22 protein-coding genes are annotated in these 22,238 nt (G+C 33.6%); 1 reads left to right on the plus strand and 21 read right to left on the minus strand.

Annotated elements, in window-relative coordinates:
* Positions 1–145 precede the first annotated feature (145 nt).
* From ACSVH2_RS09845 to ACSVH2_RS09880, 8 genes are all read right to left on the minus strand, one after another.
* A complete protein-coding gene (locus tag ACSVH2_RS09845) occupies positions 146–778 on the minus strand; it encodes a NeuD/PglB/VioB family sugar acetyltransferase (protein WP_438092999.1) in 633 nt (210 codons plus the stop codon).
* A 4-nt stretch (positions 779–782) separates the two neighbouring features.
* Entirely contained in the window at positions 783–1,526 is a 744-nt protein-coding gene (locus ACSVH2_RS09850) for an SDR family NAD(P)-dependent oxidoreductase (RefSeq protein ID WP_438093000.1), read from the minus strand.
* A gap of 126 nt (positions 1,527–1,652) precedes the next feature.
* A complete protein-coding gene (locus tag ACSVH2_RS09855) occupies positions 1,653–1,880 on the minus strand; it encodes an acyl carrier protein (RefSeq protein WP_438093001.1) in 228 nt (75 codons plus the stop codon).
* A gap of 95 nt (positions 1,881–1,975) precedes the next feature.
* Positions 1,976–3,112, minus strand: a complete 1,137-nt coding sequence (locus tag ACSVH2_RS09860; RefSeq protein ID WP_438093002.1) for a glycosyltransferase family 4 protein — start codon at positions 3,110–3,112, stop codon at positions 1,976–1,978.
* Positions 3,112–4,044: a glycosyltransferase gene (locus ACSVH2_RS09865; RefSeq protein ID WP_438093003.1), complete on the minus strand. Its 933-nt coding sequence runs from the start codon at positions 4,042–4,044 to the stop codon at positions 3,112–3,114. The genes ACSVH2_RS09860 and ACSVH2_RS09865 overlap by 1 nt, the downstream gene beginning before the upstream one ends.
* 3 nt (positions 4,045–4,047) lie before the next feature.
* Positions 4,048–5,124, minus strand: coding sequence for a glycosyltransferase family 4 protein (locus ACSVH2_RS09870; RefSeq protein ID WP_438093004.1), 1,077 nt, complete (start codon positions 5,122–5,124; stop codon positions 4,048–4,050).
* A complete protein-coding gene (locus ACSVH2_RS09875) occupies positions 5,117–5,539 on the minus strand; it encodes an acyltransferase (protein WP_438093005.1) in 423 nt (140 codons plus the stop codon). The genes ACSVH2_RS09870 and ACSVH2_RS09875 overlap by 8 nt, the downstream gene beginning before the upstream one ends.
* Positions 5,540–5,691: 152 nt before the next feature.
* A complete protein-coding gene (locus ACSVH2_RS09880) occupies positions 5,692–6,822 on the minus strand; it encodes a polysaccharide (de)acetylase (protein WP_438093006.1) in 1,131 nt (376 codons plus the stop codon).
* 531 nt (positions 6,823–7,353) lie between these two features.
* Between ACSVH2_RS09880 and ACSVH2_RS09885 the strand changes: the two genes are divergently transcribed.
* On the plus strand, positions 7,354–8,520 hold the full coding sequence (locus ACSVH2_RS09885) for an acyltransferase family protein (RefSeq protein ID WP_438093007.1): 1,167 nt from the start codon (positions 7,354–7,356) through the stop codon (positions 8,518–8,520).
* Between the two features lie 51 nt (positions 8,521–8,571).
* Here ACSVH2_RS09885 and ACSVH2_RS09890 read toward each other — a convergent pair whose 3' ends face one another.
* The 13 genes from ACSVH2_RS09890 to pseB form a co-directional block, all read right to left on the minus strand.
* Positions 8,572–9,594 carry a glycosyltransferase gene (locus tag ACSVH2_RS09890; RefSeq protein WP_438093008.1) on the minus strand — a complete coding sequence of 341 codons (1,023 nt, stop codon included), beginning with the start codon at positions 9,592–9,594 and terminating at the stop codon, positions 8,572–8,574.
* Between the two features lie 88 nt (positions 9,595–9,682).
* Positions 9,683–10,807, minus strand: a complete 1,125-nt coding sequence (locus ACSVH2_RS09895; RefSeq protein ID WP_438093009.1) for a polysaccharide (de)acetylase — start codon at positions 10,805–10,807, stop codon at positions 9,683–9,685.
* Between the two features lie 9 nt (positions 10,808–10,816).
* Positions 10,817–12,073, minus strand: a complete 1,257-nt coding sequence (locus tag ACSVH2_RS09900) for an EpsG family protein (RefSeq protein WP_438093010.1) — start codon at positions 12,071–12,073, stop codon at positions 10,817–10,819.
* Positions 12,074–12,075: 2 nt separating this feature from the next.
* Complete coding sequence (locus ACSVH2_RS09905) at positions 12,076–13,137, minus strand: polysialyltransferase family glycosyltransferase (protein WP_438093011.1); 1,062 nt, start codon at positions 13,135–13,137, stop codon at positions 12,076–12,078.
* Complete coding sequence (locus tag ACSVH2_RS09910; protein WP_438093012.1) at positions 13,137–14,693, minus strand: MATE family efflux transporter; 1,557 nt, start codon at positions 14,691–14,693, stop codon at positions 13,137–13,139. Before ACSVH2_RS09910 ends, ACSVH2_RS09905 begins: the two co-directional genes overlap by 1 nt.
* A gap of 38 nt (positions 14,694–14,731) precedes the next feature.
* The gene (gene pseI / locus ACSVH2_RS09915) at positions 14,732–15,793 is read right to left on the minus strand and encodes a pseudaminic acid synthase (RefSeq protein ID WP_438093013.1); all 1,062 of its coding nucleotides are present in this window, start codon (positions 15,791–15,793) and stop codon (positions 14,732–14,734) included.
* The gene (locus ACSVH2_RS09920) at positions 15,765–16,355 is read right to left on the minus strand and encodes a GNAT family N-acetyltransferase (RefSeq protein WP_438093014.1); all 591 of its coding nucleotides are present in this window, start codon (positions 16,353–16,355) and stop codon (positions 15,765–15,767) included. Before ACSVH2_RS09920 ends, pseI begins: the two co-directional genes overlap by 29 nt.
* A 2-nt stretch (positions 16,356–16,357) precedes the next feature.
* Complete coding sequence (locus ACSVH2_RS09925) at positions 16,358–16,909, minus strand: GNAT family N-acetyltransferase (RefSeq protein ID WP_438093015.1); 552 nt, start codon at positions 16,907–16,909, stop codon at positions 16,358–16,360.
* 2 nt (positions 16,910–16,911) lie between these two features.
* Positions 16,912–17,763: a cytidylyltransferase domain-containing protein gene (locus ACSVH2_RS09930; protein WP_438093016.1), complete on the minus strand. Its 852-nt coding sequence runs from the start codon at positions 17,761–17,763 to the stop codon at positions 16,912–16,914.
* Positions 17,741–18,526, minus strand: coding sequence for an SDR family oxidoreductase (locus ACSVH2_RS09935; protein ID WP_438093017.1), 786 nt, complete (start codon positions 18,524–18,526; stop codon positions 17,741–17,743). The genes ACSVH2_RS09930 and ACSVH2_RS09935 overlap by 23 nt, the downstream gene beginning before the upstream one ends.
* A gap of 3 nt (positions 18,527–18,529) precedes the next feature.
* A complete protein-coding gene (locus tag ACSVH2_RS09940) occupies positions 18,530–19,372 on the minus strand; it encodes an aldo/keto reductase (protein ID WP_438093018.1) in 843 nt (280 codons plus the stop codon).
* Positions 19,356–20,546: a UDP-4-amino-4,6-dideoxy-N-acetyl-beta-L-altrosamine transaminase gene (gene pseC, locus ACSVH2_RS09945; protein ID WP_438093019.1), complete on the minus strand. Its 1,191-nt coding sequence runs from the start codon at positions 20,544–20,546 to the stop codon at positions 19,356–19,358. Before pseC ends, ACSVH2_RS09940 begins: the two co-directional genes overlap by 17 nt.
* Positions 20,543–21,556, minus strand: a complete 1,014-nt coding sequence (pseB, locus tag ACSVH2_RS09950; RefSeq protein ID WP_438093020.1) for a UDP-N-acetylglucosamine 4,6-dehydratase (inverting) — start codon at positions 21,554–21,556, stop codon at positions 20,543–20,545. The genes pseC and pseB overlap by 4 nt, the downstream gene beginning before the upstream one ends.
* Between the last annotated feature and the right edge of the window lie 682 nt (positions 21,557–22,238).

The following is a 22,238-nucleotide window of genomic DNA, read 5'->3' on the forward strand; positions in this document are numbered from 1 at the left end:
CTTTAGTGCAGAAATCTTAGCTATGTAAAACAAAGTTTCTATAAATTCTTTTCACACTTTGCTTTCTATGTATCTATGTGTTAAATTTTTTTTTATAAATCTAAATTCTATTAATTTCACCCAACGTGTTGGGTACTTATAATACCTATAATACTATTCGTTTGGCTGGATTTCCGAACACCGTTGTATTTTTCCGCACGCGATGCAACACCACACTACCAATACCAACAACCGATTCCTCCTCTACTACTATATTTTGTATAATTCTGACTCCGGCATTCACCGAAACCATGTCATGAACTCTGACATAACCTGCGAAAAACGAAAACGAATTTACTTGACAAAACCTTCCAATATGAACATCATGACCCATAATTACGGAACTTTGTAGAAAGGTAAAGTCTTCAACAGTCACATCACTAGCCAATACACAAAATGATTTTATCCCAACTCCTATTCCTAATTTTACACTTGGTGAAATGATGGCCGTAGGATGTATTAAATTGATAAATTTTCCTCCTTTGGATAGGATAATTTCAACCGTTTTTTTTCGATGGTATAAATTTCCTATGGCACAGAAAAAAACGTCACCATCAACAGGTTCATAATCAGTTACTGTATTGAGAACTGGAGGATAACCAAGGTCTTCGATATTGGATGGATTATCACTTAAAAATCCTTTAATTCTAAAATCCGATTGATTACCATAACAAGCCAAGGCTAAATCGTACATTTCTCGGGCAAAACCACTAGCACCAATAATAACTAAGTTTCTCATAAATCTATTTCAAGGTATAGCCACCATCTATTGTTACTAAACTTCCTGTCATCCATTTGGACACATCAGCCATCAAATATATGCTCAAACCGGCAACATCCTCTGGTTTACCAAAGCGTCCTAGAGGATAGTTTTTTAAATGTAATTGTAATTGTTCTTCCGAAACGACTCCTGAATCTAAAATACCTGTAGCTATCATTCCGGGTAAGATTGCGTTTACGCGAATTTGTTTTGGAGCCAATTCAAGCGCTAACGATTTAGCAAACGAATTCAAAGCTCCTTTGGCAGCACTATAAATAGAATTTCCAATTGTTATTTTTTGAGAAGCTACCGAAGATATAAAACAAATAGAGGCTTCTGTTTTTATCTTTTTACTTTTCAAAAGTTGTTGGATTAACATAACGGAACTGTGCAAGGTCAAGTGAAACATATACTCTAAATCCTCTTTTTTTATAAATGGAACAGGAACCGTTTTTACCATTCCTGCATTCAAAATAATACCATCTAAAACAGGTAGGTGGTGAACCAACTCTTTAAGTTCTTCCTCTGATGTTAAATCAGTTGAAAGATAATGATGATTCCCTTTTGGAAGTAATTGTAGGGTTTCGGCAAGGCGTTCTTTATTTCTGGCGGTCATGATTACAGTAGCCCCTTGTTGCGCACAAAGCACAGCAATAGCACGACCAATACCAGAAGATGCACCAGTTACTAAAATCGTTTTGCCGTGTAAACTAAAAAGTGAATTCATAGTATATTGCACTTGGTATAATAAAGAGTTATAAAAATTAACTTCCTACGTTTAAGAATTAGCTTTTTTTGACCCTTACTTTCACACAAAATAATGCCGAGCGTCGACAGTATCGAGAACTGTTTTTTATCCTATTCTTTTTTTGATTTCATTAAGCATATCACCCACGGTAATCAAATTCTTAAAATCCTGAGAGGCAATATGTACCCCAAAGGAATCATCAAGCATGGCTATCACAGAAAGATTAGCCATGGAATCCCAATTATCATACTCTCTGAAAGCATCCGCTAATAATACAGTACCCGGATTCAACTCTAGTATATCTTCTAATTGTTCAAAAAGTTCTTTTTCCATTTGTTTATATTTTTTCAATCAGTTATTGGCACGTTTCTCACTAAAATCAAAGGTAAACTATCTCAGGAACTTACCAAATACCTATGTAAATTTATTTATTGATTTTGATACAATTGATTCATGGCATCCCAAATTCTTTTGCTCTCAAAATGCTTTGCCCATTCTAATCCGTTCAAACCGAACTGTTTCCTTATGGCCTCGTCATTATAAAATAATTGCATGGCTTCTTGCAATGCTGCTGTCGATTTTGCTGGAAGTAACAATCCGTTAAAACCGTTGGACACCGCATCTTTACTTCCTGTAACATCGGTAGCAATAACAGGCAATCCCATAGCAGCTGCCTGAACCGATACATTGCCAAAACCTTCCCACCAAGCAGGCAAGCAAAATACATCCATTATGGATAAATAAAGTGGTACATTCAGCTGTGTTCCCACTACTAAAATCCCTGGATGATTATTCATTTTCTCAAAAAGTGTTGCATCCGATAGTTGACTGTGTTCTACAGGCCCAACAAGGAGTAATCGCAAGGAGTCATTGTTGGAATATAAGTTCAAAAAGGCATCATACAATTCTTTTATTCCTTTTCTATCAATCAATCTTCCTACAAAACCATAGACAAAAGTAGCATCAGTCAGTCCCAACTCCTTTTTTAAAATAGCTTTTTCAACTGCAGTTACCCTATTAGGATTGAACCGTTCTAAATCAATACCATTGCTGCTTCCTTTATATATAACTTGTGATTTTTCAGGAGAAAAAATAGCATTCTCAATACCAACCGTCCTCACCGAATTACTGATGCAAATGACTTGGTGTGCAAAACTTGCGGTTATTTTTTCCATAGAAACCAATATCGTTTTCTTTATTCCCTTTTCATGTTCGAAGCGAAAACCACGACACGTATAAATTCTGTTTTTTACCCCTACCATTTTAGCCGCTATCATACCCAACAAACTCACTTTGGGCGTACCAAAATTCACTACATCGGGCTTCACTTTTCGCAAATGCTTCAACACCTGAAACAGCGCTTTTAAATCTTTTATGGGTGAAATTTCACGTTCTAAAGCAACGGGCAAATGAATGCAACCTTCTTGCTGGCAATAAGCCGTTACTCGAGGATGATTGGGTGCCATCAAATAAGTTTCATAGCCCAATTCTTTGAAATAACGCAATTGCCCTGCTATCAAAATCACACTTCCTGGTGCCGTTATCCCTACTACAAGTTTTTTCATCAGTCAGTAAATTGGTCAGTGGTTATCGAAAAATGGTTACAGGTATTTTCAAATTGGGTATCATTTCCTCCGTCAAAGACATTTTGGGACACTAATTTTTCGTTCTGTGTTTGGCTCACCGTTAAAAAATCTTTGTTATAAAAAGAGTGGGTCACCGATTTTTTACCATTCAGTGTAGCCATTAATTTCAACCATACATCATCGGCATGGAAACAAAGGGAACGAATCAATTCGGTATCAAAAGCCGATTCCGATAAAGAATGTGGCGGATACAAAGTGCCTGCACCACCAGTGGGCAATAGTGTTTTTGTTGGTGTTAAAATATTTTTAGCATTGTGAATCCATTGGCGATAAGGCAACACTGTTCCGTTTTCAATTTTAATTTGATGCGCTCTATTGGTACAAATACAATCTGGATGTTGCTCATACAATTTTAGCAATCTTTCCATCACTTTTTCATCATAATACAAATCATCATCAAAAGTAACGATGCACGCTTCGGGGAATTCCTGCATGGCATAATAGTATTTTTTATGCGAACGCAAATCATCATCACAATAGCGAATAGTCAAACCCCTATCTTGAAGTTTGAGTAATTTTTCGGGTAATTTTTGATTCGGAAACTGTTCGCTAGCCAACCAAAGGATAATAGCATCTGGCTTCACAGTTTGTCGCAACAAGCTTTCCATACTAATCCAAACATCTTCAATTCTAGCGGGAAATGAGGTTACCGACACTATCACTGGCACTACTCTTTTTTGCTCGGTAATTCCCCATCCCGCAGTTTTTGCGGTTTTGAGATAATGACTTGGCAAATAAAAATCGAGCAATCGTTTCAAAATCATGGCATTGATTTTAGTAAAGGCTTTGCCAAAAATACCGAGATATTTAAACTGCGGCAGTGAAAAATAGAGTTGGTATAACAATTTCATAAATTATTTTTTTGGCTCAAACATAAAATCAAACACCTGTTTTCCAATAACCGAAACAGCTAAGGTGTCCTTTATTTCCTTTGCCTTGTTACCTAATTCATTTCGCAATGCTGAATCGTTCATCAAAAGAGATAGTGCATTTGACAGCGCTTCAATATCATTTTCGGCTACTACTATTCCGTTTTCATTTGATTCAATAAGAGCTTCGGTAGGGATACTATCAAAGCAAATACAAGGCAACCCGGCAGCCATTGCTTCACAAAGTGCATTGGGAAAACCTTCAAGTCTTGACGGCAATACAAAAATAGCGGATTCAGACAGTAACTGGTCAACATTTTGGACTTTTCCCAAAAAAACCACTTGGTCTATTATTTCCAAATCTATTGCCAACTGTTCCAACTCTTTTTGCATAGGTCCATCACCTGCCAAAATCAATTTCCAATCAGTGCTATCAGTAATTTTTGCAAAAGCTTTCACCAATCGGTCTTGCCCTTTTTCAATAGAAAGTCGGCCAACACATAGAATATTTTTTTGCTTTGAAATAGCAGTACTCACCGTTTCTTTGAGCGCATTGGGAATGATTTTGATGTGGAGTTGGTTCCGAAAATGCAACTTTTTATAATCGGCTGCTCTTTTTGTCTGGGCAATAAAACCAGCTGATTTTGGATACAACCATTTTTTTCCAAAACGGATTATCGGATTAAAAGGAAAATCAGGACTAGTTCGGTCTGAAATATAAACTGGAAATTTTGTTCCCAACAATGCCAGTAAGACCAACGGGTTAAAAGCATCTCCAAAAGACAATACCACATCAGGGTCTTGTTGTTTGATGGCTTTTCGAATAAAAAAAACCATACTGAAATAAAAAATAACTTTACCGATAATTCCTTTTGTTCTTTTGGTCTGTGGCTCAAAAAATTGGATTTCAGAATCTAAAATATAAAATTTTTCGCCACCTTGAGCCGAAATAAAACTAACAGTATTTCCTTCTGCCACAAAGTAATTGGCCAAAACGGTCAGGGCTCTTTCGATGCCGCCCATTTTTAAGGAAGGGGAAACAATGCAGATTTTTTTATTCATTTTTTTGCTGAACAATATCCAGTCTTGATTTTAATAATTTTGAAGGATTCCCTCCTACTACACTATATTCAGGAAAATCTTTGGTCAAGACTGTTCCAGCGGCAATGATTGTTCCTTTTTTTATGGTTCTACCAGCTAATATTATAGAATTGTTCCCAATCCAAACATCATCTTCAATAACCACTGGAGGATAAACCTTCATTCCTTGTTTGGTCATAGGGATATCGATTCTGTCAAAAGCATAATTGGAACCAAAAATAGTGACATTTTTTCCCATCATCACATGATCGCCTGTAATAATATTATTAGGCACTTTGGCATTAATTCCTATACCTGAATTAAACCCAATAACAATATGCTTGCCATTTCCAAAGTGGGCATTTGTTCCTATATTAACATTCTTGCCACAAGTCATAAAAATGTGTTTACAAACGCTATATCATAATTTTTCAAATAGTGGACCAAATAACAGAAAGGTTGAATTGGGTAATCTTTTCAAAATAAGATAATAAGGCTAAATTTCGTATCATTTTAAAAATGTTAACTGTAAAAGAAGATAAAATAAATTTATTTATCATTAGAAATCAACTCTCCCAATTCAACTGTTGTCATAAACTCTACATCAGGCCACAAGGTTACTATTTTTTCTATTAACTCTCTTAATAGTGGCAAATTTTTATCTCTATTCTTCTCATTAATATAGCCAACATAATTAAAACGATGAGTGCAAATTACGGCTGGTGTATTCCAAAAAAAAGCATTTGAAATACTCTTTAAACACTCATCAACTGAATTTGAGGTTTTTGATAATGTGGGCTCAAAATAGCAATTTCTTACTATATATTTTTGATTTTCATTACCATGCTCACCTGTAAAATGAAATTTTCTATTATATTTTTGACTATTTATGATAGGAACGTTCTGAAATCTACTTCCTTGAATATATTTAACCCCTAAATTTTTTAGGGTTTTTTGTGTTTCTGGATGCCATATATAATTAGGCGCAATGAATGATTTAGATTGAAAACCAAATACACTCGAAAATAAACCATACCCATCAGTCACTATTTTGTTAATTGAGCTTAATTCTGAAACTAAATCAAAATCCAATGCCGCAACTACTTTTTGGTTCTTTGGCATACTGTATTTTGGTTTTACTGCAAACGTTTCATAATCAAAGGCGTCTGTAAATAGTCTGTTTTTCAAATTCAAGTTATTCATCCAACGAGCAACATTTACATGTTCCCGACCATGATACTGAGGAAAAAAAACACCATTTCTAAAACCTTCTAACCATAAGTTAAAACAATTTTTGTGAGCAGGGTAATTTTCTAAAGTTTTAGTAAATAATTCGTAATGGTATTCTGTAAAATTAGATTCTCTAATTTTATTGAAGTCGGGATTGGCTAAAATACAATTGGCTGTAAATACAGGGTGATTGCCTTTAAAATCTTTATATGATAATAGCAATTCAAACAAATGAGTGATATCTGATTCATCGGCTAAAGAATCATTCATATACAATTGATCTTCTGGATTAATTAATCCAGACTTTACCATAGTGCTTAGGGCATCGCGAGATGGAATTCTTATACTTCCCCAATCATCCGATTCGAACACGACAATCTTTCTTTGTGTAGTCCATCCTTGAATGTTTAAAAAATTAGAACCTAATTTTGATTTGAATTTTTTAATCACAATAATTCATTCTTTAAATATATAGATTGCACACCAAAAAAACCATTTTTTTCAACCATCTTTTGCCTTTCTATTTTGTATTCAAATTTATAAATAATTAATTGAAAGTTGCTGGTTGAATTAAAAAATCAAAGATTAAGTTTTTTTTATTGAAGTAAACCTCTTAATAGAATTTCACATTTTATCATTTAGCTCTAAAAAACAAATTGGCACAAGTTTAATAAATGAAATTTTAAAGGGTAAAATCATCTTTCAAACAGCAAAATGAAATAAAGTGGAAACTATTTATCTTTTTTGTTTTGTTTGATTGCCAATTTTAGAATGTGTAACATGATTCAACGATAAATAGACCTAAAAACCTTAAACTATTTTTAATACATTTGGTCAAAATATTGTTTTGTGTCTTATTATCGTAAATGATTAATTCAAAAAGTCATAAATATATTTTTACTTTTAAAAAAAACCAATTAATAGTAGTCACCTTCAGCAAAAATTCTGATGTGATTTTTTCTAAAATACAACAACATATTTATGACCATTTTAAATCCTCTTTTTGCTGTTATTTTATTTACAATAGCATATTTAACGGCCTACATAATTAATTTGAGGTATAAATCAACAGAAAATATAATTTCTAGATACGAAAATATTGATGGACTAAGAGGTTTTCTAGCATTAGGAGTATTTATTCATCATTCAACCATATGGTTTCAATACATTCAAATTGATCATTGGAAATTACCAAAATCAAATTTGTACACCCATCTTGGACAAACAAGTGTGGCGTTCTTTTTTATGATTACAAGTTTTTTATTCGTTTCTAAACTAATAAACTCGGCAGAGAAAGGGTTTAACTGGCGTTCCTTTTTTATATCCAGAATTTACAGATTAACACCAATGTACTATGTTTCTATAATTATAATTATGGCTATTGTAATGACAATAACTAACTGGGAATTAAGAGTTGGACTCATTGAGTTTTTGCATTCAATATTTATGTGGAGCACCTACACAATCATAGAAAGAGGAAGCATCAATGGTTTTGATTTTACTAGTAAAATAAATGCTGGGGTGACTTGGTCTCTTCCTTATGAATGGTTATTTTATTTCAGTTTACCCATAATTTCTCTTTTTATCTTAAAAATAAAACCCACTATTTTTTATATTGGTATAAGCTTGTTTTTTGTTCTTGGTTTTTTCTATCTTCATGGTTTTGAATACAATCCTATTTTTTCATTTTTTGGTGGTATGGTTGCCCCCTTTATTATAAAATATTATCCTAAAATAAACACCCAAAACATCATTTTCAGTTTTATTATTTTACTATGTCTTATTTTAATTGGACAGTTTGAAAAAGCAAACATGATTTGTAAAATTTTAACTGCTATAATTTTCACATTAGTGGCCTTAGGAAATACTTTTTTCGGTATTCTAAAATATTCTACATTAAAATTTTTAGGTGAAATGTGCTACAGTACATACCTACTTCACGGAATTGTCCTTTTTGTTGTAATTTATTTTGGAATCGGAATTGAGGCAATAAAACATTTTAGTCCTATTCAATATTCGCTTGTTATATTTTTAATCACCCCAATCGTTGTTATCATCAGTTTTTGGGGTTATAAATTCGTAGAGAAACCCTATATGGAAAAATCAAAAAAAATAAATAATTATTTGAACAATAAATATAACCGCTAAAAATAGTTCTAATTATAATTTTAAGACACCGAATACAAGAAGCATTTTGAGTTAGCCTGTTACCATTCGCTTAATAACACTAGCTGGTGAAGAATACTCTCTGTAATATTTTCTCGAGGCCTCTTCAAGAGACATTCTGTATTCATTATCATTTAAAATTCTTTCAATAGCTATTCCTAATTCTTCAACAGTGGAAACAAAATGAATACTTTCTATTTTAGTAGGCAAATCATTTGACAAAGGAGTGGAGATAATAGCTTTTCCCATTGCTAAAAATTCCCCTAATTTCCATCCATGACAATTGTGTACTGAAGGTGTATTAAAAACAACGCATGACTTTTTTGACTTTTTCACATAGTCTGGCACACTATACCTTTTATGAAAAACAAACTTCTTATATTCATTATATTGAGGATTATCTGGATTTGAAAAAAAACCTCCTTCAAATAAAATAGTAGGATTAGAAAAACAAAATTCAATATACGCTTTTCTCCAAATATTAGTCGTTTTTATAGTATTGGCATATCGCCATAAACTTGAAATAAAAAAAACATAATTAGGTTTCACTTGAGTTGTTTGTATATACTCGTTAAGTCTAGGACGTTTGTATTGTAGCCAATACAAACCAAAATACCTTCTAAAGGTTACTGGAATTTTAAAATTTGATTTGTATAAATTTAATAGGCAATAAAAAAAAGTTTGGTATGGATTCCATATTTTTATACCAAAACCAGGAGGTATTGACACTAATTTAGAAGTAACTTTTTCATCAATAAAATCCTTATTAATATTGATTTTAGCATAATGATCACACCAATCATAAGCACTTTGTTTTATAGAAGTCTTATCTCGAAAATCAATTATCATTTTTTTACTATTAGTTCCTTCAATAATTACAAAAGGCATGTAATGATCGTTTGAATGGGTTTCGCCAAACCAATCAATCTCTCCAAAAAAAAATTTTGACGTCGAGAATGAAACATTCTTTTTTCCAAAAACCTCAATCAATCCATAAATATAATAGGATGAATAAAGAGCATTTACTCTTGAATCAATAATTACTTTTGCACTCATTTGTGTTATGTTTAATTCTATTTTTATTTTATTAATTATATTAGTATACCAACTGATATATTACATTCTCATAACTACTTCCAACATTTTATAAAAGTGTAGCTGCCATATAATCTCCGAGTTCATCACTAGACAGGAACTCAATATCAGGCCACTTTTGCAGCATACTTTTTAAAAGCAAGTCTAATAAATACAAGCTATTACGCCTATTCTCTTCGGATAATGATCCCATAAAATTAACCCTATGTGAATTTATGACTGCTGGTTTCCCCCAACGGAAAGCTATAGCCATTTCCTTCATACAACTGTTTACCCAATCAAAATCAGGGTTTCTGCTGGGTTCAAAAGTAGCATTTCTACGCCAATACAATTGTCCGAACTCATTTTTATCCCCCCAAAAGCGATCTTTTAAATGTAATCCACCTTTTCCATTTGGTTCTAATTGTTGTCCTAATTGATGATAACTCACCCCATTTTTAAATAAACATTCATCTAAATAATCTCCTCTTATAGCACTTGGAGCTATGAATGATTTTGATTTAAAACCAAAAGTTTGTTCAAAGAGTTGCAATCCATCCTCTAAAATAGGCAACAAACTCAATTTCTCTTCATCGGTTACATAATCAAAAGCGGCAGTGTAATCTTTCTGCCGTGTCGCCGATTTACGGTTCCCCAACCCTAAAATGGCTTGGTGCTCAAAACCTTGTTGTTCTTGAGTTTCACCCGACCTGATGGCATTCATCCACTCCCAAACTCCAATATGTTCCCTACCATGAAACTGCGGATAGAGCAATCTACCTGCAATCCCTTCTTTCCAAGTATCAAAAACGTTGGTATTACCATAATAACGGAGGTAAGTTTCTTCAATTTTTTCATAATGATACGAAGAAAAATTAGAGTCTCTAATAGCCTCAAAGTTTGGATTTGCCACTACCGCATTGGCGGTAATGGAAGGATAATTACCATTTTTATCGGTAAAAGAACGTAAAACGGCAAACAATTGCTCCAAATCTTCCTGACTTTCCAAACTGTCATACTTGGTGAAATAACTTTTACCAACAGGGATGCCTTGCGCTTCTAAAGCATCATATACTTTTTTGGAAGGCATTCGGATGGAACCCCAATCGTCAGACTCTATCACGACTATCTTTCGTTTGGTGCTCCAACCACGAAAATTAACATAATTCTTAGCTATGTAGGTTTTGAAATTCATTGATATAAATTAATTAGTTAGAAAATCCTGAATGGATACTGTAATATCTATGAAAAAAGCAGTAATTACATTGCCAAAAACAACCATAGTATTCACGGTATACAAATCACCCCGTAATCGCACCAATATATTAATAATTAGGATTGGAATATAAATATAATTTAAAAACCGTAATAAGGTATTCTCACGATTTTTTAGTGACAAATACAAAAGATAAACAAGGGTAAAAAAGATAAATAATAAATTAAACCTATTACTGATAACATCAACCACATTACCAGACAATAAAGAATGGAACAACATTATAGTGGCAAAAACATATAATTTTTCGGAAGTGGTATCAAAACTGATTTTAAAAAAACGAAGGCGGGTTAAAAATAAAGATAGCAATGTAAAAAAGTAGGAGGAGTAAAAATTAAAATAGACATACCAATTCCATACTTGCATCCCTTTCGCCCGATCTTCAACAAAACCCTCACCGGTATATCCTGAAAATTTAGATTCAGAGGCTTTTCCAAAAAAAGCTAAATTTTGTTCAATGAATACAGGAAATAAAGAGCCTAAAAGCACTGCTAAGAGGAGTAAAAGATACAATACTCTGGTTTTAACTTTAAATTTGAATAAATAAATTGCGAGTAAAAAAACAAAGGAGAAAGAAAGAGCAAAATGAATCAATACTGAAACAAAAGCAATCAACAAATATTTCCTTTGATTGGTCAGTACCAATTTTAATGCCCCATAAGCAAACACCATAAAGGCCAGTGGAAAACGAATGGCATTAACCCCAGCAGAAAGGTTATAGATTACACAACATCCTATAAAAAAGCTCATGAAATAGCGATTCCCTTTTGAGGTTACAAGATCCCATAAAGTCTCGATTAATTTTAAATAAACAAAAAAATAGACCAAAGCGGCTATCATGAAATAAAAACTAGGGTTACTGGTAAAGGAATGTGTTACAAATTTTAAAGTAGATGCGTAAAAATCAGGATTGTTAGCTTCTCCCTTAAATACGGCCACTACAGCATCCTTGTAGTCATCAAACGAATAACTAGTTGTGGAAGCAAAATCTTCCTGGTATCTTGACCCATCAGAGTTAGGAATGGGTATAAAAGTATACCCATAAAACATAAAAAACAACAGTATAAAAACGCGGTACTTTTTTATGGCAAAATGCTTAATAGCATAAAAAAAAGCAGCCAAAGGATAAACTATAAAAATAATAAAGAGCCAGAATTTATTGTTTTTTTGAGTTACGTTTTGCATAATTAAAATTCAATGGCATCCACTTGATTAACCGTAATAATATGATCGGATGGGTTGATTACCTTATATTTCTTGAGCCGTTCAATATTGTTATCGGTCGCAACGTCAAAGATATAATAAAATTTACAACTAGGATTGTTAATAAACATAGAGGTAGAACAAACAGAAAGAACAATTGAATTATCTAATTGACTGATGAACAATTCGGCAGGTATTTTTGAATTAATAATTTCAATATTATTAAGTTTCTTATATGCAATCAACTTAACTTGACTTGTAAGCGGATGATTTTTGATGTAAATGGTAACTTCTGGGTATTTATTTTGTAACTGTTGTAGTACTTTCACCTCAAACGAACCATCATCGTGCATGGGTTGATTCATAAAAAAAATAACTCTATTGCGCTCTTCAAGCAACGCATCTTCCCATTTGAAGACCTTTTTCAACACTTGAACAAAACTATCCGTAAACTCAGGTGTAATGGTCAATATTAGTATTCTTTTCCAATTAATGTATGCCTTTGGGAAAGTCAAAAAGAGTTGGTCAATGCCTTTTAAAAAACCATAATTCTTGCAATTCACAAAGGAGAAATAATCGGTAATTGGGTAACCATTCTTTCTAATCCAAAGGTTCTGTTTTATATTATTGAGTAATAAAGCAGGTGAAAAGGACATGGTATGTGCAATATATGGCTTCAAACCATCCTGATACAAATTAATTTTGGTTCCTTTTTTCTTAAAGTGATTGATGATAATAATCGTAATTGGATCTTGTTCTTGAAAGAAATTAAATTCTGAAAAATCTAAATTTAAAACGGTATCTAATTGTTGCTTTTCCTCATTACTCAACTTTCGTTTTAAATTTAAATCAAAGTCCAAAACTCTGAATTTACATAGCAAAGAATTTAAATCCAAATCCTGTTTTAAGCGCGAACTCTTAGTGGTTCTCTTCAAAATCAGTTCCACTTCATAGAGATTGGTATCGGCATACCGATACTGCATTGCATGAATAGACAATAACAAATGATATTCGGTATGAACAAAAAAACAAATTTTTTCTTTCATTACTTTTTCTGTCTTTTAATTAATTTACTAATCATTCCCGATAATATTTCCTTTTGTTTTGGTTCTAATGAAAATTTATAAATCAGTATTGGATATAACAGTAACGTGATTAAAAAGCTTCCTGTCAAAATGATATAACCATGCAAATTTAACAAACAGAATAAATATATAACGGATGCTACTAATAATGATGGCAAAAACACTCTGAAAATAGTATCAAAATAAAACTCCTTTATTGAAAACGAAACATGTTTCTTCAATAGCAAAAGTCTAATATTTAATGATACTAGTTCTAGCGACATTCCAACAATAATTATGGTATAACTCGGGAAACCTGATGTAAAGAAAAGATAACCGATTGGCAGGTTCAACAATAAAATAAAGCTCACCCAAACATTGTAGAGTTTGACTTTCCCGATGGAATCGAAAACAGTTTGAATTCCAGCCGAGAGCAACATAATTTGTCCGAAAATAATAATCAGTCGAATAAATACAATCGTGTCTTCTGGAAATTCATGCAACCATATTTTTAACACAAAAGGAATTTGAAAAAAAAGTGGAATAGCAATAATCGACACTGAAAAAGTAGCAAATTTCGACATGGTTCTCATCAGGAAAATCATCTTTTTCTGATCGCCACTTCCAGCGCTTTTAATAATTTGTGGACTTAACGAACCTATAATACCTTGTGATAGAATAGCCATCGCTGAATTTACCTGCATGGCAAGTCCATAGGCAGCATTACGAGCAAGTCCAAAGAAAATATTCATTAGGATTTGTACTCCTTCATTGCGGCTAGTTAAAGCTAACGAACCAAGTAGGCTCCAACTTAAAAAAGAAAATATTTCTTTGGAATAACCTTTATCATAATGACTGAAAGTTACCGACACCATTTTGTATTTTCTTTTAATAATCACTAAATAAATACTGAATGACAATAGCGAGATAACCATCAGTAAAAAGGCATATATAATCAGCTTATCTTTAGATACATATAATAAAAAAATAGCTATGCCAAGTTTCAAAATGGACTCCGTAATACCAACTAAAGCAATAGCAATAAAGTTTTCTTGGGACCGCAACATGCCCAAAAAAGGAATAGAAACTATGGTTAAGAAAGACACGAAAGCCACTATATATAGGACAATTTTAGCATCGCCAATTTTTTCATGCGGTATATTTAAAATCTGTTCTACAAAAAAATAACCAATACAGACTATTACTGTAAAAAGTAATAATCCGTATAAAAAATGGATGACTAATGAAGTGGAGTAAACTTTTTTGAGTTTCACAAAATTGCCTTCCCCAATAGCAAAAGCAGTATAACGTTGTGTAGCATTAGACAAAGACCAATTCAATACCGCTAACATTCCAACAAAACCGATGGTTAGTGTATAAAGACCATAATCTTCAATCCCTAAAGCTTTTAATATTAAAGGTGTGGTAATTAAAGACAAGGCAGCAGCAAAAAATCGTTGACTATAAATAACAATGGTATTTATTGCAGCTCTATTGGCAGCATTAGCTCTGTAGGCCTTTAGTTTTTTTTGAATCATAAATACCCGTTGGGTGTAATTATTTTTTTATTGCTAATTTATTGCATTTTGTCACACTGATTTCTATAAAAAAAATCTAAACTAAAGCGCTCTCCTTTTTCCAAATCTCTATTGGCGGTTTTGCCTAAAATTTCGTTATAATATTTTGGGTGCAATCCAAATCCTGGACGAATAGAACGAACGTTCTGTGGTGTAAAAACTTCGCCTGTTTTCACATCTTCTGTTACATATAATGAACGACAAAAATCTTTTCCTTTGATTTGTTTATCGGTTAAAGAATAATCTACAACACCCATAGCAGATTCGGCTTCTCGAACGGCTTTTACCATAGCCGTAAACTCGGCTTCGTTCATAGAAAAAGAAGCATCTGGTCCACCAATGGAACGATCTAATATAAAATGTTTTTCTATGATTTTGCCACCAAAACAAGTTGCCACAATTGCAGCAGTACTTCCCATAGTATGATCAGACAGTCCCGAAATTACACCGTAGCGTTCTGCAAAATCCTTTATCATTATTAAATTAGCTTCTTCAATTGGTGCTGGATAACTCGAGGTACATTTTAGTAAAGCAATGTCATTATTCCCCATTCTTCTGCATGCATCGAGCGCCAATTCGATATCGGCTTCTTCCGCAATTCCAGTAGAAATAATGATTGGCTTTCCTTTGGAAGCAACCAATTCGATTAACGGTATATCGGTAATTTCAAAAGAAGCAATCTTATAGGCGGGTGTATTTAACCTTTCTAATAATGCAACCGAAGTTGGGTCGAAAGGAGAAGAAAAACAAACTAACCCTTCCGCTTCGGCAGCTTTAAAAAGGGTTTCGTGCCATTCCCACGGAGTGTATGCTTCTTGGTATAATTTATGCAAATTTTTACCATCCCAAATGGTACCTTTGATTAGAAAATCATCTTTATTACTGTCGATAGTAATCGTGTCTGCGGTATAGGTTTGTAGTTTAATACAATCGGCACCAGCTCTTTTGGCTGCTTTTATGGTCTCGAGTGCTACTTCAATACTACCGTTATGATTAGCTGAAAGCTCGGCAATAATAAAAACTTTTGAATTTTTATCTAATTGGAAAGTACCTATTCTCATTTTCTTTAATTTGATTAATTTCTTCTTCGGAAAAATATCTAGGATTAAAACATCCCACTAATATCCTGTCTTCATTTCTACCTTCTACTTCATAAAAACCTTTCAACCTTCCCTCAACCAGCCAACCTGCTCTAGTATAGGCCTTAATTGAAGCAATATTTGATTCATACATTCCTCCGTATAGTTTACGAAGGTTAAATTTTTCGAAAGCAAGTTGATTTCCTAAGCTAATAGCATCAACAGACAAACCTTTTCCTAAATAATTTCTATCACCAATCAAAGCTACAAGATCTGATGTTTTATGAATAAAGTGAATCGGTCCGAGTTTAATTGTACCAATTAATATATTGGCATCATTAGTAAAAATTCCATACGTAAATAAATTCCCGTCTTTTTTACCTTCCTCAATTGAGGATAATAATTTTTCTTTAGTAATCTTATTTTTTGAACTGGTATAAAACTTCATTAACTCTTCATCATCAAACCAGGCCATTACAGTATCACTAATATCTGAGATATTAATTTCCCTTAAATAAAGTCTTTCTCCTTTAAATACTTCCATAACTATTTAATTTTACTATGTATTACTACGTCTAAAAATTTATTATCAAAAAAACAATGCTCTTTCAATCGTGCATCTTCAGTATAACTAGCATTCAAAAATGCAGTATACAAATGTGGTCTCAAATCAAATGCATAGGTATATATTTTATGCAACTCCAAGTCTTGAAAAGCAACTTGCTCAATCAATCCCAAATAAGCACTCCAAATTTCATGAAAACGTTCCTTTTCGAGAACGGTATTCATGATAAAAGAGATTTCAGCATTTTTATCAATCCAATTGATGTGAACCAAACCACCATAACCGATACAAACATCATTTTCAAGAAAAGAAAATAAAATCTGGGTAGGTTGGTCTTGGTCAAATAATTTAGAAACTACGTTGCTAAAATAATTGTCTTGGTCTTCAGCTGTCAAAAGCTTTTGCTGACGCAAATGATAAAGTTGTTCATTCCGCCATTTCATAATCGCCATGCGGTCTTCAAATCTTATAGGCTCAATAGAAAATGCACCCTTACTGTAAGACTGATTTTGCAAAACGGCATAACTTTTCATAACTAATTTTGTGGTGTTTTAGAATCTAACAAAGATAGTACTTTTTTAAACTCATACTGTTCTAAAATTGGTTTGACATGTGCCAATTCTTCTGCTAAAGTAGCATAATTTCCTTTCTGAAAATTGCTCGCATTTGTTTCAAATAGCCACGGATATAAATGGAAAGTTTGCGCTACTAATTTTATCCCTTTTTGATTCTCATCCAATACCGATTGTGCTAAAATAGAGGATAACAAGGCATAATCTGATGGATAATCAACGGTTAATCGCAATGTTTTCAACAAAGGATTTATTGCTGGAGTAAACACCCCAAGGCTATACTTACCACTGCTTCTCACAAAAAGAGTGACATGTTCTCTATCGGTTGCTGTTAAACTATAATTTTCTAGATCTAACAAAGTCGCCGTAGAAATCACCTCAAAATTCATCCCAGTAGGAAGCCCAGCAGTGCTTGTATAATCGTTTGCTTTACTAAAATGTTCGGTTATTGTATCATCCAAAATGGAAATATCAATAATTGGATTATCCGCAGTTAACCTAACAATACAATCATAATCTCCACTTTTGGCTATGGCTGTAAATCTACTCAACACATCGTCCTCTTCCCCTCTAAAGTAACCAACGTTATTTTGCTCACAAAAAGAGACTAAAACATCGTTTTCCGGGTTTACTGAAGTAGCAATAATAATTTCAGCAGTATGTTTTGACTTTTTTACTTCATCAATAATCCATGATAAAAGAGGTTTACCACTCCCCAGAGGTAATGGCAGGAGTATCTTTCCCGGTAATCGGGTAGATTGCATTCGTGCCTGAATGATAAAAGCAACTTTTTTATTTAGAAGTCCATCCGCCATCTACTACTATATTTTGACCGGTTATAAAATTAGAAGCATCAGAAGCCAAAAAAACAAAAGAACCTGCCAAATCTTCTGGTTTCCCAATGCGGTTCAAACTGGTTTTACTTTCTAATGCGGTTACAAATCCTGTGGTTTGCTGTACAGCATCAGAAGGAAATGGTCCAGGAGTAACTGTATTTACCTGCACTCCAAATTGTCCCAAATAGGACGCATAATATTTTGTCAATTGAATAACTCCAGCTTTTGCCGCACCATAATGTGGTGGATTTAAAAACTGTGGAAAATCATCGTAAATTTCAAATTGTGGCGCTACAACACCATACATGGAAGAGACATTTATTATTTTTCCTTGTTGGGCTTTTTTATAAAATGGAATAATGGCTTTGATACTCCTGAAAACACTGCTCAAAGTACCATCAATACAATAATTCCATTCTTCATCCGTCATCGTTTCGGGAGATTGCCCTTTACTGTAAAACGCATTGTTAATTAGTACATCTATTTTGCCTTCTCTATCAAAAACATGTTGAAAAGCACCTTTTAAATTTTCAGAAAGGGAAATATCACAAGCTACAAAATGCAATTGCGATTGGTCAACGTCCATAGAGTTAAAAGTAGCGGTAAACTTTGCTTCATCCCTACCTAAAACATATAATGTTGCCTGATGATAAAGCAGGCTTTCGGCAATAGCTTTTCCCAAATGACCATAACCGCCTGTGAGAAGGACTACCTTATTTTTTAAATCAAATGTATGTACCATAAACTAGTTTTTGGGCCAATGTAATGGCATTAGTAATTCATCAGAATAGAGAATATCCAAAGGTTCCAAATCTGTTGCATTGGCTAACGATTGGATGTTATTTTCGAGTTGTGCTGCTGTTTCTAAGCCCATAATAACAACATCTATAAAGGGTTGTTGCAACACATACTGCAGTAACATTCCTGCAAGAGTTTCATTATAATGTTCATGTAGATACTGCAATTTCGGTTTTACCTCATCAAAAAAGGAGGAAAGTTTTTCTGGTTTGGCAAAAAACAATCCTTGTAAAAAAGCAGAACGGGTGTGTATTTCACAACCGTTGGCTTTTAATTCGATAAGTATATCTTGAAAACGGGTATCAAAATAATTAAAAGGAACTTGAACTAAATCGGGAGTAAATCCTGCCGACTTCAGTGTAACATATTCTTCAGGAGAATTGAGTGAAAACCCAATTTTTTTTATTTTGTTTGTGGCTTTTAATTCTTGAAGCGTTTCCCATACTGTTGGATCTTGCAATAATTCAAGTGGTCTATGCGCCAAATAACCATACAGAGAATCAGTTTGAAGCAACCTAAGACTTTTGGTCAATTGTTCTTCAATACTTTCATTTTCATGTGGAGGCATAAACTTTGAAACCAATAAGAACCTATTGTCATGCAACATCCCAATAACAGATTCCGAAGTTCCATAAGCGGAAGCAGTATCTATAATTCGAATGCCATTAGCATAAGCAACATCAAAAATCTTGGCAACTTCATCAGGAGGTGTTTGTCCCGTGGTATTGGATATACCATAAGGTATACCAAACTGCACCGAACCAATCCCTATTTTACTGATGTTTTTCATAATAAGAAAAGATAGTGGCTATAACAAACTGCTGCTCTTCATCGGTTAAGATAGGATACATAGGCAAACTGATACAATGTTTGTAATAGGTTTCTGCCTTAGGCATATCGCCTTCATTCCAACCAAACTGGCGGTAATAAGGCATTAAATGGCAAGGAATATAATGAATTTGAGCAAAAATATTTTGAGTGCGCAAATAGTTGTAAAGGCCTAATCTATCTTCAACCTCAATAATATATAAATGATAAGCATGACCTTCCACTACACCAGATTGTCCTTTAATAAAGGATTTATTTTGAAAAGCTTCGCTATAGGTTTTGGCAATAGCACGTCTTCTAATAATACCTTCATCAGCTCTTTTTAGTTGGCTTAACCCTAAAGCCGCCTGAAAATCGGTTAGTCTATAATTAAATCCTAAATCCTGCATTTCCATATACCAACCTGGATATTGAGTATCACCTCCAGCAAATTCGATGGAATTAGTGTATAAATCTTCTGATTTTACAATACCATGAGTTCTAAGTTGGAGTAACTTCTTGTATAACTTTTCGTCATTAGTGGTCACCATTCCACCTTCACCTGATGCAATGTGCTTCACAGGATGAAAAGAAAAAATAGCCAAGTCAGCAAAATTTCCGTTACCACAATTTTGTGGTTGTCCTTTACTATCTACAAAAAAACCTCCAGGAGAATGACAAGAATCTTCTATTATCCACAAATTGTATTTATTAGCAAGAGCTTTGAATTTTTCTAAATCTACAGCACTTCCAGCAAAATCCACAGGAATAATCCCTTGATAAGTTCCCATTGGAGAAGCTTCAAGCAATTTGGCAACCGAATTATAATCTATTAGATACGTCTGAGGATCTATATCAGCAAAAACTACTTCACCGCCACAATAACGAACACAATTGGCCGAAGCAGCAAATGTGATGGGCGTAGTGATAACCTTTTGTCCTGGTTTTACATTTAAAGCAAGAGTACACAAATGAAGTGCTGCAGTACCATTAGCAACGGCAACGGCATATTTACTACCAATATAATGGGCAAAAGCTTCCTCAAAAGCAGCAATCATTGGACCTTGGGTTAGATAATCAGACTGTAAAGTGGCAACAACAGTAGCTAAATCTTCTGCTGTAATATTTTGCCTTCCGTAAGGTATTGCATTTCTCATAGCACAAAACTTGAATCTACATGCTCTTGAATCAATGCTCTCATCGTAGCAACAGTCTCCCATTCTGTATTTTCACCAGAATTATACGTAAAACCTGTTGGTACTTTCACAGCATCGAAAGTAGTAATGAAATCACTCAAAGACCAATTAGGCAGAGAAGGTAGTATAGTATAATATTTTCCTAAATCATAGGTATAAAACGAATCAGACGACGTAATCATCTCTTCATGCACTTTCTCTCCCGGACGAATACCAATAATATCCATTTTACATTCTGGGCCAATAGCTTCAGCAACATCTAAAATTTTATAGGAGGGGATTTTAGGAACAAAAAGTTCACCTCCCCAAGCGTGTTCCAAAGCATGCATAACCATATCAACACCGCCTTGAAGGGAAATATTAAAACGTGTCATTTCGGGATCAGTAATAGGCAATATACCTTCTTTCTTTTTCTTGATAAAAAAGGGAATAACCGATCCATTCGAACCCATCACATTGCCATAGCGCACTACAGAAAAACGTATAGGATTGTGACCTTTAATATTATTTGCAGCTATAAATAATTTATCAGAAGTAAGTTTAGTAGCTCCGTATAAATTAATAGGCGCACAAGCTTTATCTGTTGACAAAGCTACAACGCGTTCTACTGAAGTTTCAAGAGAAGCATGGATAACATTATCAGCACCGCCTATATTCGTTTTAACACATTCATCTGGATTGTATTCTGCAATGGGCACATGCTTCATAGCAGCGGCATGAATTACATAATCCACTCCTTTAAAGGCACGCATCAAACGTTCTCGGTCACGAACATCTCCAATAAAAAAACGAATTTTTGGATAAGTATGGAGAGGATAATCCTGAGCCATTTCAAATTGTTTTTGCTCATCTCGCGAGTAAATTATCAGTTTTTTAATCTCAGGATGATGATTAAGAATGTGAGACGTAAGTGCTTTCCCTAGCGAACCTGTTCCACCAGTAATCAACAAAGTTTTGTCTTTTAAAAACATTTTATGAAAGTATTATTGTAGGTATGTGATATTTTCTAAGATTAAAAGTACCAAACCTTATTAAAGGAAACAAATATAAATAAAATTGATCTTATGTAACGTAAACAAGCTGTAAATAAAAAAGCTTGTTTATTGCTGTTGGAGCAAGAACAATACTTACTAAATTTTATTGAACAGAAAATTTTAACAAATAACTTTTTCTTATCGGTAAAAAAGCCTAGTGTTATTTTGTGAAACTCTTGTGATCAGATACTTCGGGACGTGAACCTTATAAAAAATTCTTAAATCTGTGTTTAAAAAAAAACAAAAATGCTATTGAAAAGCCAACTTCTTAATGTATCTCAATCCCTTAATAGTTTAAAACCTTCGCGCCCTAGCGCCTTCGTAGCAAAAAAATTTGTGTGACTTCGTGATACCTCTGTGTACCTCTGTGTAACCTTCACAAAAAAAATCCCCGTCTCGTCATCAAACGAATCAGGGATTTTACTATTTATTCTTATTTCCATCAAAGTGGAAACATTACTTTTCAGTCTTAATAGGTAATACCGCGTACTTCAAACTTCGTAACTCGTACCTCCTATTTTGATTATCGTTTCACTACGCGAAGCGTTTTCACATCCTCACCTTGTGTCACCACAATGTTATACACCCCACTTGGGTAACGTTCCCCTAATGGTAAACT

This window comes from Flavobacterium sp. RSB2_4_14 (genome assembly GCF_051547085.1).
In the GTDB taxonomy this organism is placed as follows: Bacteria; Bacteroidota; Bacteroidia; order Flavobacteriales; family Flavobacteriaceae; genus Flavobacterium.

What these genes read in the sequence shown, in the direction of transcription:
- ACSVH2_RS09935 (WP_438093017.1), bottom strand. Translation starts at nt 18,526, where the DNA reads ATGGTACATACATTTGATTTAAAAAATAAGGTAGTCCTTCTCACAGGC.
- ACSVH2_RS09925 (WP_438093015.1), bottom strand. Translation starts at nt 16,909, where the DNA reads ATGAAAAGTTATGCCGTTTTGCAAAATCAGTCTTACAGTAAGGGTGCA.
- ACSVH2_RS09910 (WP_438093012.1), bottom strand. Translation starts at nt 14,693, where the DNA reads ATGATTCAAAAAAAACTAAAGGCCTACAGAGCTAATGCTGCCAATAGA.
- ACSVH2_RS09860 (WP_438093002.1), bottom strand. Translation starts at nt 3,112, where the DNA reads ATGAAAAAACTTGTAGTAGGGATAACGGCACCAGGAAGTGTGATTTTG.
- ACSVH2_RS09855 (WP_438093001.1), bottom strand. Translation starts at nt 1,880, where the DNA reads ATGGAAAAAGAACTTTTTGAACAATTAGAAGATATACTAGAGTTGAAT.
- pseC (WP_438093019.1), bottom strand. Translation starts at nt 20,546, where the DNA reads ATGAGAAATGCAATACCTTACGGAAGGCAAAATATTACAGCAGAAGAT.
- ACSVH2_RS09865 (WP_438093003.1), bottom strand. Translation starts at nt 4,044, where the DNA reads ATGAAATTGTTATACCAACTCTATTTTTCACTGCCGCAGTTTAAATAT.
- ACSVH2_RS09920 (WP_438093014.1), bottom strand. Translation starts at nt 16,355, where the DNA reads ATGGAAGTATTTAAAGGAGAAAGACTTTATTTAAGGGAAATTAATATC.
- ACSVH2_RS09895 (WP_438093009.1), bottom strand. Translation starts at nt 10,807, where the DNA reads ATGAATTTCAAAACCTACATAGCTAAGAATTATGTTAATTTTCGTGGT.
- ACSVH2_RS09845 (WP_438092999.1), bottom strand. Translation starts at nt 778, where the DNA reads ATGAGAAACTTAGTTATTATTGGTGCTAGTGGTTTTGCCCGAGAAATG.
- pseB (WP_438093020.1), bottom strand. Translation starts at nt 21,556, where the DNA reads ATGTTTTTAAAAGACAAAACTTTGTTGATTACTGGTGGAACAGGTTCG.
- ACSVH2_RS09850 (WP_438093000.1), bottom strand. Translation starts at nt 1,526, where the DNA reads ATGAATTCACTTTTTAGTTTACACGGCAAAACGATTTTAGTAACTGGT.
- ACSVH2_RS09870 (WP_438093004.1), bottom strand. Translation starts at nt 5,124, where the DNA reads ATGAATAAAAAAATCTGCATTGTTTCCCCTTCCTTAAAAATGGGCGGC.
- ACSVH2_RS09885 (WP_438093007.1), top strand. Translation starts at nt 7,354, where the DNA reads ATGACCATTTTAAATCCTCTTTTTGCTGTTATTTTATTTACAATAGCA.
- ACSVH2_RS09875 (WP_438093005.1), bottom strand. Translation starts at nt 5,539, where the DNA reads ATGACTTGTGGCAAGAATGTTAATATAGGAACAAATGCCCACTTTGGA.
- ACSVH2_RS09900 (WP_438093010.1), bottom strand. Translation starts at nt 12,073, where the DNA reads ATGCAAAACGTAACTCAAAAAAACAATAAATTCTGGCTCTTTATTATT.
- pseI (WP_438093013.1), bottom strand. Translation starts at nt 15,793, where the DNA reads ATGAGAATAGGTACTTTCCAATTAGATAAAAATTCAAAAGTTTTTATT.
- ACSVH2_RS09940 (WP_438093018.1), bottom strand. Translation starts at nt 19,372, where the DNA reads ATGAAAAACATCAGTAAAATAGGGATTGGTTCGGTGCAGTTTGGTATA.
- ACSVH2_RS09890 (WP_438093008.1), bottom strand. Translation starts at nt 9,594, where the DNA reads ATGAGTGCAAAAGTAATTATTGATTCAAGAGTAAATGCTCTTTATTCA.
- ACSVH2_RS09905 (WP_438093011.1), bottom strand. Translation starts at nt 13,137, where the DNA reads ATGAAAGAAAAAATTTGTTTTTTTGTTCATACCGAATATCATTTGTTA.
- ACSVH2_RS09930 (WP_438093016.1), bottom strand. Translation starts at nt 17,763, where the DNA reads ATGGCGGATGGACTTCTAAATAAAAAAGTTGCTTTTATCATTCAGGCA.